Source organism: Methylophilus sp., from assembly GCF_035460085.1.
Classification (GTDB): domain Bacteria; phylum Pseudomonadota; class Gammaproteobacteria; order Burkholderiales; family Methylophilaceae; genus Methylophilus.
Genome location: NZ_DATHWZ010000027.1, coordinates 1 through 10,419, shown reverse-complemented (window position 1 = coordinate 10,419; position 10,419 = coordinate 1). Strand labels below are relative to the sequence as shown.

The 10,419-nt window shown below is 50.4% G+C and carries 8 protein-coding genes; 4 read left to right on the top strand and 4 right to left on the bottom strand.

What is annotated here, in order from left to right:
• From VK958_RS04915 to VK958_RS04905, 3 genes are all read right to left on the bottom strand, one after another.
• A partial coding sequence (locus VK958_RS04915; RefSeq protein WP_325239473.1) for a hypothetical protein occupies positions 1-389 on the bottom strand: 389 nt, incomplete at its 3' end.
• A 59-nt stretch (positions 390-448) separates the two neighbouring features.
• Positions 449-931, bottom strand: a complete 483-nt coding sequence (gene greB / locus VK958_RS04910) for a transcription elongation factor GreB (protein WP_325239471.1) — start codon at positions 929-931, stop codon at positions 449-451.
• Positions 931-1,296, bottom strand: a complete 366-nt coding sequence (locus VK958_RS04905) for a hypothetical protein (RefSeq protein ID WP_325239469.1) — start codon at positions 1,294-1,296, stop codon at positions 931-933. The genes greB and VK958_RS04905 overlap by 1 nt, the downstream gene beginning before the upstream one ends.
• 293 nt (positions 1,297-1,589) lie before the next feature.
• On the opposite strand from VK958_RS04905, the gene VK958_RS04900 reads away from it, so the two are divergent.
• Genes VK958_RS04900 through VK958_RS04890 form a run of 3 tightly spaced genes read left to right on the top strand, consistent with a single transcriptional unit; the run spans position 1,590 to position 8,407 of the window.
• A complete protein-coding gene (locus VK958_RS04900; protein ID WP_325239467.1) occupies positions 1,590-4,322 on the top strand; it encodes a PD-(D/E)XK nuclease family protein in 2,733 nt (910 codons plus the stop codon).
• Positions 4,319-7,723, top strand: a complete 3,405-nt coding sequence (locus VK958_RS04895; RefSeq protein WP_325239465.1) for a UvrD-helicase domain-containing protein — start codon at positions 4,319-4,321, stop codon at positions 7,721-7,723. Before VK958_RS04900 ends, VK958_RS04895 begins: the two co-directional genes overlap by 4 nt.
• Before the next feature lie 24 nt (positions 7,724-7,747).
• A complete protein-coding gene (locus VK958_RS04890) occupies positions 7,748-8,407 on the top strand; it encodes an NAD(P)H-dependent oxidoreductase (protein ID WP_325239463.1) in 660 nt (219 codons plus the stop codon).
• Between the two features lie 50 nt (positions 8,408-8,457).
• Here the strand turns inward: VK958_RS04890 and VK958_RS04885 are convergent, their stop codons facing one another.
• Positions 8,458-9,078, bottom strand: a complete 621-nt coding sequence (locus VK958_RS04885; protein ID WP_325239461.1) for a DedA family protein — start codon at positions 9,076-9,078, stop codon at positions 8,458-8,460.
• Between the two features lie 131 nt (positions 9,079-9,209).
• On the opposite strand from VK958_RS04885, the gene VK958_RS04880 reads away from it, so the two are divergent.
• A partial coding sequence (locus tag VK958_RS04880) for a calcium-binding protein (RefSeq protein ID WP_414683850.1) occupies positions 9,210-10,419 on the top strand: 1,210 nt, incomplete at its 3' end.

The following is a 10,419-nucleotide window of genomic DNA, read 5'->3' as shown; positions in this document are numbered from 1 at the left end:
TAGCTGAATATGGGTGGTTTGATAGCGGGGGGATAGGTTTGGGAGTGAACAGGCGCGGCCATAAATAATGGCGCGACTGAACGTGAAGTAGTGAAGGCTAAATCGGGAGCGGTGTGAAAATGCGCAACGCCGCCGCTGATAGCGCAAAATCCGCATACATCGCAATGATGCGCTTTGCTGGATGCTGTTGAATCAGATTCATGGGGTGCCTGGTGCTCATGGCAAGGCATTTCACTCATTGCTTCCATCTGGTGGCTGGTATGGGTGTCATGCGCCTCTTGTGAAACAGGATTTGTTTGTGCAATCAACATTTGCATCGCCATGACGTTAGCGGCCATGACAAAGCATGGCAACCAGCAGATCAGGAAGATACAAAGACGTTTTTTCATGGTGAATTTAAGAGCGCAACCCGGCAATTTTAGTTCAAAAAACGCTAATCAGTGTGACGTTATTCATAGCGAATATCAATAATTTCGTATTCTGTTTCTGCGGCAGGTGTGACTACCCGTATAGCATCGCCCAGATTTTTACCTAACAAAGCTTTCGCCATAGGCGCTACCCATGAAATATAACCTTGTGCAGGGTCCAGCTCATCCTGCCCGACAATGCGGATGATGAGCTCACTCTCATCTTCCAGGTTGAACAATGTCACCCAGGCACCAAAAAATACTTTCTCGGTGTTGGTTTGCGTGCGACTATATACGATCTCGGCCGCATCCATACGCTTGGTCAGAAAGCGTATGCGCGAGTCAATCTGGCGCAGGCGTTTCTTCCCGTAAATATAGTCACCGTTTTCACTACGGTCACCATTACCCGCTGCCCAACTCACTACACGCACCACTTCTGGTCGATCAACCTTAATCAGGTATTGAAACTCTTTCTCCATTGCAGCATAGCCTTCTGGCGTAATGTAATTCTTGAATTCAGCCATCAGTCTTTGATTTCTTCCGCGTCATATACATAGTAGCTGGTCTCGCCAAAGCAGTTGGAGGGCACGCCTTTGTGCTCTTCGTATAGTAGTCTCGCGCGTTCACCCGCCAGTTGATTCACCTTCAAGACCACGGCCGGATCACGCACCGTGAAATAAAACTTTTCAGCCTGTGTACCCGGCACTGTCACCAGGACTAACTCCCCTTCCCAGGTTTTGCACACCCAGCCTTTATTGGATAATTTTTGCACGTAACCGATACGCTCACCATAGGAATACACCCAGTTCAATGACGCCCAAGTGTAGAGCGTTAAAAAGACCACTGGGAACAGGATCAGCCAAAAGATTATTTTTATAAATTTTCCCATTTTTGATATTCACCTAGTTAAAGTTGTTAAAATCAGCCAGCGGTAAAGATTGATATTACATGAGAAAATCATCGGGCGAAGCAATGGAACCGGTTTTATATTCCAGTCATGGTAATTAAGTTTCTCATGCATATTTTATCGATAAATAATGTAGATTAATCCCACACCGCCTACGCTTCACATTTGCCTTGAATCATATTTAAGCGCGAGAATATGACATGCAAGCTGATGAATATTGAATAGCGCTTGCAATAATGCTAACCCACTCATTCTCATAAACTTAATTCCATCGGATGCATCTCCAGCCCATTGAAAACAAGCGCATTATTCTATGCGCCTCCGCGCGCCTGGCGCAAGGAATCCGCCAAAGCCTGCACACACAATTCCAGCAACAAGCCTTGTCACAATGGCAGGCACCCGAGGTTTTTCCTTTGCAAGACTGGCTTGACCAGCTGACCGAACACGCGATTTTAAGCGGGCAGATTGAAGTAGCCGATGCGCCACTGGGCATGCTTTCCGCTACGCAAGAGGCTATGTTGTGGGAACAAGCCATTCAATCCAGCCTGAGCCGACACGAAGCTGCTACGCTGTTTAATACCAATGGCCTGGCCAGTGCTGCAATGGAAGCCAACCGCTACCTGATCGAATGGAGTGTCAGCCTGGACATGTCGACGGCAACTGAGGAGACACGCCAGTTTATGCAATGGCGCCAGCAATTCCAGTCGTTGTCTAAACAAAGCGGTTACCTCGAAAGTGTGCGTTACCAAGCATGGCAGCTGCGGCAATTGCAGCTACACCCTTGTTCATTGCCAGCCGACATACAATTAGCCGGGTTTGACCGTATCAACCCGCATTTGCAGGCATTTATAAATGAATTCCAGAAACAAGGTGTCAGCGTAACGATATATGACACGGGCATTGCCGCTGATGATGTCCAGCGGATGGCATTTGCGGAAGCGATGGACGAATGCCGGGCCGCGGTACACTGGGCACAACAGCACTTAGCCGCCAACCCTCTGGCCAGGCTGGCGATAGTAGTGCCGGAACTCGACAACTTGCGTGACACGCTGGCAAATTTGTTAGACGATGTATTTCACCCGGAAGCACTGCACCCTGCGCATGCTGAAACACCGCGTTGCTACGAATTCTCACTGGGCTTGCCGCTCAGCCGCTGGCCGCTGGTCGACACTGCACTCAGCTTGCTAAGGTTAGCTTTTCAGCAGTCGCCTTTCACACAAACCGAGCTGTCAGCTTTGCTTGGCAACGTCTACTGGTCACAAGCTCAACACGAAGCAGACTCGCGCGCAGCGCTGGATGCCGAGATGCGCAGGCAGTTGCCTTTGCAGGTGAAAGCTTCTACTTTTCTGCGGTTTGTGGAACGCAAACAGCAAGATATCCACCCGATTACCTGCCCGGCGCTCACAGCCGATTTAAGTGCCCTGCTCACACTGGCAAAACAGACACCGCGCAAACAAACGCCTTCAGTATGGGTGACGCGTTTTAACCAATTGCTGGAAGCTACTCACTGGCCAGGCGAACGTAGCTTATCCAGCCACGAGTACCAGTGTCAGCAATCGTTTCAACGCGTACTTGGCCAACTGTCTGCACTGGACCCATGGTTAGGCGCTATAGACGCCATGTCTGCCCTGCATCGTTTATCGCAATTGTGTCAGGCGCAGATTTTCCAACCGCAAACGGTACGCGCACCCAATATCACGCTGATGGGTATGCTGGAGGCCTCGGCACAAACGCTGGACGGTGTATGGGTGATGGGCATGAATGACCATGTGTGGCCGCCATTGTCGCGCACCAACGCGCTAATTCCCGCCGAACTGCAACGCCAGGCAGCAACGCCCAACGCCAGTAGCGAAGTGCAAATTGATTTTGCCAACCAGATTCATCAACGTCTGTTGCGTTCCGCCAAACAGGTTATTTTTTCCTATGCGAATAAAGAGGGTGATCGGCTATTACGCCTGAGCCCGCTGATTTACGCGATACCGGAAACGGCCGCTACGCCAGGCACAGCCACCTTGGCCGAAAAGCTGGCACACAACAGCGCGCAAGACTGGCAATGGCTGGACGACCACCAGGCACCACCGGTTGAAGATGGTGAGCATATCAGTGGTGGCACCGGTTTGTTGCGTGCGCAAGCACTTTGTCCGGCGTGGGCGTTTTATCAATACCGGTTAAAAGCCCGCAAACTGGAAACCCCGCACAATGGCCTTGATGCCATGCAGCGCGGTGATTTAATCCATCGGGTAATGGCAGCATTCTGGTCGCACACACCTTCACTGGATTGGCTGTCTGTGCAGCCATCGGCACTGAAAAGCCAGTTGGACCAAATAGCCACTCAAGTCATCAGCGAATTTAACCAGGAATTCTCGCAACCGTTTTCTGAAGTGTTCTGCCAGCTGGAAAGTGAACGCTTAAGTAAGCTGGCGTTGACCTGGTTATGGGAAGTCGAACGCGAACGCCCGCAAGCTTTCAGCGTCAGCATGATAGAAAAAAAATTCAATCCTTTCATTGAAGGTATACAGGTCAAGCTGGTGATAGACCGTGTGGATACTTTAGAAGACGGCCGCCTGATGGTGATTGACTACAAAACCGGCAGCGCGCCGGATTATAAAAACTGGGCCAGCGACAAAATTACCGAACCTCAACTGCCGATTTATGCAGCCTTTATTTTGCAGGATGAAGACATTGCCGCAGTCTGTTTTGGCAAGCTGCGGCTGACAGATGGCGGGTTCACCGGCGTGGCGGCTGAAGATGACATCGTCCCGGGCATCAGGGCGTTTAACCACGAAAAAAACAAATTGTTTGATCCGGTTGTCTTCCCGGACTGGCATTCGGTATTGCAGCACTGGCGCCGGCAGATTACCAATACCGCCCAGGCCTTAAAAGCAGGCGATGCCGCTGTGGTATTTGAATCCGAAAAAGATCTGGATTATTGCGATGTGTTGCCATTATTAAGGTTGCCTGAGCGGCAATTACAGTTTGAGCACCGGCACCTGGGTGAGCAGTCATGACGATCTCTGAATTCGACTTGCAACAAGCGCTGGCTAACGACACCGCTAACCGCCAGCGCGCACTGGAAATAAAATCCTTTATTGTCGAAGCGCCTGCTGGTGCGGGCAAAACCGAACTGCTGACGCAACGTGTGCTCAAGCTACTGCAAACCGTGCAGGCGCCCGAAGAAATCATTGCCATCACTTTCACCAATAAAGCAGCATCAGAAATGCGCGCGCGTATTCTTGATAGCCTGCAACTGGCGGCGGCTGGTGTGGTGCCGGAAGCCCCGCATAAACAAATCACTTTTGCACTAGGCCAACAGGCCTTGCAACGTTCAGCTCAACTTAACTGGCATTTGCTGGAAACCCCTGCAAGATTACGTATTTACACCATCGATTCACTGTGCGCAAACCTGGCGCGGCAAATGCCTTTGTTAAGCCGTTTTGGCACGCAGCCGGCGGTCACTGAAGATGCCTGGGCGTATTATCGTGAAGCGGCCGGGCAAGCGCTGCAAACCATGGATGATCCGCAACTGGGTGCGCCGGTCCGACTAGTGCTGCGCTATATGGATAACGACCAGGCGCGCCTTGAAGGCCTGTTGATGGCGATGCTCTCAAAACGTGAGCAATGGCTGCATTTAAGCCAGACAGGTGGCTCTAATGAGGGTGATCAGAATGAAATAAAAAGTGAAGTCGCCAGGCTGGCATTGTTACACCTGATTGAAAGTGAGCTGCAGCAAGCTGCACAAGCTTTACCATCGCGCTTGCAATCTGCATTGATGCCGATTGCGCGTTATGCCGCCAGCCAGCTTCCACCAGATCATGCAATGTCTTGCTTACTCGATTGGCAAGTGCCGCTCACACCTACTATTGAAGATTTACCCGGCTGGCGCGCACTGACAGAACTGTTACTGACCGCGAGTGGGGGGGTACGCAAACGGCTGGACAAAAACATGGGCTTGCCCGCCACCGATGAAGCCAAACCCTATAAAGAAGCATTGACTGAAATACTGGATGGCCTGGCGCAACACAGTGATAGCGAAGCCAGCATCGCCCGCATCCGCATGCTGCCAGATCCCGACAGCGAAGAGGATGCGATTATCCATGCGCTTAGCCAGCTGTTAAATATCGCAGCAGCACAACTATGGTTATGTTTCCAGGCACAGAATGAAGTGGATTTTGTCGAGATTGCGCAGCGCGCACTGGCAGCATTGGTTGAAGGCGGCGTGTCTACCGAACTAGCCATGCGCCTGGATTACCGCGTCCAGCATTTGCTGGTGGATGAGTTCCAGGATACCAGCCCGATGCAGATCGACCTGCTCAAAGCACTCACGCGCGGTTGGCTGCCCGGCGATGGCCGCACATTATTTGCGGTAGGCGACCCTATGCAATCGATTTACCGCTTCCGCAAAGCCAATGTAGGTTTGTTCCTCAATGCCGCTGTTTATGGCATTGGTGACATCCAGCTGACACCACTAAAACTCCGGCGCAACAACCGTTCCCGACCGCCGGTGGTCGACTGGATCAACCAGACTTTCAAGGACATGCTGCCAGTCAGGGATGCTCCGCAACAGGGCGCGATTGCCTATAGGCCGTTTGTTGCTACCCGTGCTGATACAGAAGGTGCAGGTGTGTTTGTGCATCCGCTATTAATACCAGTGACTGAAGCAGATGAAGAACCTGCCGATATCCGCCATCTGGAAGCCGAACAGATCATCCGCATCATCCAGGACACACGTGTGCATAGACCGGATGCGACCATCGCCGTGCTGGTGCGCGCACGCAGGCATCTGCACGCCCTGGTGAGCGAAATGCGCCGTAACCACAGTGAACTGAGTTTCCAGGCGGTTGAGATTGAAGAACTCGCCAACCGCCAGATTGTGCAGGATTTACTGACCCTCACTTATGCCTTGCATCAGCGCGCTGACCGCGTGCACTGGCTGGCTTTGTTGCGCGCGCCCTGGTGTGGCTTGACCCTGGCGGACCTGCACGCGCTGATCGGCCAGGATAGTCATCGCAGTGTGATGCACTTGCTCACCGATGAAACTGTGCTCGCCAGGCTGAGTCACGATGGTCAACAGCGTGCGCGCCATGTGTGCGAAGTCATGCAATCTGCGCTGGATTTTCGTGGCCGGTCTAGCGTCAGCCGCTGGGTGCACAACACCTGGTTAAGGTTAGGCGGTGCACAGTGCCTGTGGAATGAAAACGATGTGCAGGACGTGCAGGCATTTTTTGCCCGTATTGCAGCGCTGGAGCAGCACAACCAGTTCAGCCCGCAAGCGCTGGCTGAAGATGTGAAAAAACTCTACGCCGCGCCCGATGCAAAAGCCGATGCCACTCTGCAATTCATGACTATTCATAAATCCAAAGGCCTGGAATTTGATACCGTCATTCTGCCCGGCCTGGATGGTGGCAACCCGGCTGATGATGCCAAGCTGGTGATATGGGAAGAAGTGACGCTGAATAACGGCTCCACCGAGCTGGTGGCTGCGCCTTATGTACCAGCGGCTCGCAAAAGCCAGCAGGCTAATGCTTCTGTAGTCACCGCTTATGATTATTTAAATGACCTGGACAAAACCCGCGCCGCTTATGAAGATGCACGGGTACTGTACGTGGCTGCCACGCGTGCTGAACGGCAACTACACTTGTTAGGCGCCGCGAAACCGGATAAAAATGGCAATCCGCAGCCACGCAAAAATACTTTCCTGCATCTGCTATGGCCAGCAGTGCATGCACAGTTCACTCCTGAACACGATATTGTGGCGCGCGCGACATATACACAAACCGATGCCAATATTCAGCAATTCATACCTAAACTCGTCCGCGTAAGGCAAGCGCAAACCCCGGCTGTGCTGCAAGTTGCCGATGCTATGACGACGCCAGCTTACAGACAAAGTAATGAAGCTACGGCGGTGGCGGCACTGGAAGCCGATACCGGCACCCTCGCCCACCTCTACTTGCAACTGATTGCCGAACAAGGCCTTACCCGATGGGGTGACAGTGTGAATAATCAATTCCTGATGCATACGGCCGCCATGCAGCGCTGGTTTAAACAGCGTGGTTACACAGAGAATGATACGACGACTGCGACAGCCAAAGCCGCCAAATTATTAACCACTACTTTGCAATCTGGCGACGGGCAATGGGTGTTACAAGCACACCCTCAAGCCGCTTCCGAGCTGGCGATTGAACAACTGGTGGATGGCAAGAAAGTCATAGACCGCACTTTTGTGGCCGATGGTGTGCGCTGGATCGTGGATTATAAATCCATGCCGGTCACTGAGCAGCAAGACTTGAACACGCTGGCTGGGCTATTCACGCAGCAATTATCGTCCTATGCACAGTTATTCCAGCAGGATGGTCTACCGGTCAAAACAGCCATTTTATTTTTAAGTGTCGGTAAACTAGTCGTCATCTAAATAAGCGTTAAATAAGGGTTAAATATGATTGAACAACAAGCTATCCTGGATGCCTTCCAGTTTCGCCATGCCTGCAAAGAGTTTGATGCCAGCAAACAAATCCCCGCTGAAGAATTTGAGTTAATTCTTGAATCCGCCCGCCTTTCGCCCAGCTCATTCGGCTTTGAGCCGTGGCACTTTATTGTGGTGCAGGATAAAACCTTGCGTGAGCGCTTGAAGCAACACGCCTGGGGCGCTCCACTGAAACTGGATACCGCCAGCCACTTTGTACTGTGCCTGGCTATGAAATCGCCATTCCTGGATCCTAAAGGCCCTTACCTGCCAAAATTCATGCGCGAAGTGCAGCACCATCCGCAAGAAATCGCTGATATGCGCCTGGGTTTTTACAGCCAGTTTCAGCAATCAGACTTTGACCTGACCGATGAGCGCAAACTGTTTGATTGGTCCAGCAAGCAATGTTATATCCCGCTGGCAAACATGATGACGGTGGCAGCGATGCGCGGTATCGATTCGTGCCCGATTGAGGGTTTTAAACAGAAAGAAACAGATGCGCTGTTGGCCGAACAGTTTGGCGTAAACCTGGAAGAATACGGCCTGGCCTATATGGTCGCTTTTGGTTACCGTAAAAATGAACCGCGGCCGAAAACGCGTCGGGATATGAATCAGCTAGTGTCATGGAAATAGTCACCTGGAAATAAAGCCATAAAAAAAGCTGCCGGTTGGCAGCTTTTTCATTAGGCTTCGTGTTCGTTTTTAAAATGCCTGCGTACATACCAGATGATAAATATCACGCCCAGCGCGGCAATCACGTAATGGGATTCATGGAAATAAACTTTCAGGTCTTCCCAATGTTGGCCCGCCTTCATGCCGATATACCCCAGTACCCAGCACCAGATCAGTGAACCGACAAAGGTATAGGCAACAAAACGCGTCATGTTCATGCGCGCTACACCTGCGGGAAAAGCAATGAAGGTACGCACCGCTGGCAACAGGCGTGCAATAAAGATAATGATCTCGCCATGATTGGCAAACCAGCGGTCCGCCATATCCAGGTCCCGTTTGCTGATCAGCACATATTTACCGTACTTCTCTACCAGCGGACGGCCACCATACATCCCGAGGTAATAGGCAGGAATCGACCCGAGCACGCAGCCAATCGCACCCGCCAGCGCAATCCCCCACAAGGTCATTTCGCCTTTAGTGACCAGAAAACCTGCAAATGGCATGATGATTTCTGAAGGCAACGGGATACAGGCAGATTCAATCGCCATCAACAACACAATGCCGCCGTAGCCCATGGTGGATATCACCCCCATGATCCAGGTGGCGACAGCGGCTAATAATTTTTCTAACATTTCAGATTGACCCTAATAACAGCTTTCAAGCGCAATATAACAGTTTAATAAAACAAGACAAACGGACTATTGTGATAAATTGTAAATCCCTGTATTGTCTTTGAAAAAAAACAATCAGGGAAGAATAAGAAATGAATTTACAATACTCAGGGGTGGATTCAATTGCTCTAAGCAATTTTAGCAGTGCCTTATCAACTAATGCTCAGTCTCACTACTCATTATTTGCCAGAATTGATATTGAATATATGGCATTTAGTGATTGGAATGCTACGAACACATACGCTTCCGGTAATGAATACAATACCGGCTATCAATATACTCTCACGGGCAATCACTTTATTGATGACACCCCGTTACTGACGGTTAAATCGATAGACTTAACGTCAGTATATAGCAATGAAAATTTTTTAATTTCCAGCCCAGGCGTTACAGTAAATTACAATACTGGAGCAATCACTGGCGGTATTAATAAATTTGAATATACCAACTTTACGACAGGAGTTTCATATAGCATCCTGGGTAGCTTTGGCATCAGTGCAGATGGTTCTGTACTTCGAGCAGGTACTATTACTTCCATTAGCTTCTCATCAAATACAGTCGATTCTTATACTCTCAAAGGTAGTTTGACTACAGATTTGAATGGAATAATAACTGGCGGTACTTTAAATGAGATTACTCTAATCGATTCATCAGAAAATATTCTAAAAGCTAGTGGTTTTACTATCAGTTGGGCTCAGTATCAATCGTTGACTGTTGCGCATTCTTCTTTATCAGATTTGCTTAATTATATAAATTCAGAATCAAATCTGGCAGGCAATGATAATATTTTTGGTGGAAATCAAGACGACAATTTATATAGTGGAGCGGGCAACGACATTATAGACGGTGGCTTAGCTGCCGACCTTATGCGCGGTGGTAAAGGCAACGATACTTACATCATCGATAACATCGGTGATGTCGTCACTGAATTAGAGAACGAAGGCATTGACCTGGTCAAAGCCAGGGTCAGTTACACCCTATCTGCCAACGTAGAGAACCTGACACTCACTGATGGCTCTGTGAATGGTGGCACTGCTGCAATCAATGGTACAGGCAATGCTCTTGCTAATACCATCACCGGCAATGCAGGTAGCAATGTTCTCGATGGTGGGGATGGCGCAGACAAGCTGATCGGCGGTAATGGCGACGATACCTATATCATTGACCTCACCCGTAGCGGGACTACCGCAGCTAACTTCAAAGTAGCGCTGCAGGACACCATCACCGAGACCGCTGTCGCAGGCTCAGGGACTGACACCGTACAGCTTAGGCTGCTGGCAGGCACTGACTATAGCCTTATGG

Excerpts from the sequence above, each read along its gene's own strand:
- VK958_RS04885 (WP_325239461.1), bottom strand. The coding sequence starts at position 9,078 with ATGTTAGAAAAATTATTAGCCGCTGTCGCCACCTGGATCATGGGGGTG.
- VK958_RS04900 (WP_325239467.1), top strand. The coding sequence starts at position 1,590 with ATGCATCTCCAGCCCATTGAAAACAAGCGCATTATTCTATGCGCCTCC.
- VK958_RS04895 (WP_325239465.1), top strand. The coding sequence starts at position 4,319 with ATGACGATCTCTGAATTCGACTTGCAACAAGCGCTGGCTAACGACACC.
- greB (WP_325239471.1), bottom strand. The coding sequence starts at position 931 with ATGGCTGAATTCAAGAATTACATTACGCCAGAAGGCTATGCTGCAATG.
- VK958_RS04905 (WP_325239469.1), bottom strand. The coding sequence starts at position 1,296 with ATGGGAAAATTTATAAAAATAATCTTTTGGCTGATCCTGTTCCCAGTG.
- VK958_RS04890 (WP_325239463.1), top strand. The coding sequence starts at position 7,748 with ATGATTGAACAACAAGCTATCCTGGATGCCTTCCAGTTTCGCCATGCC.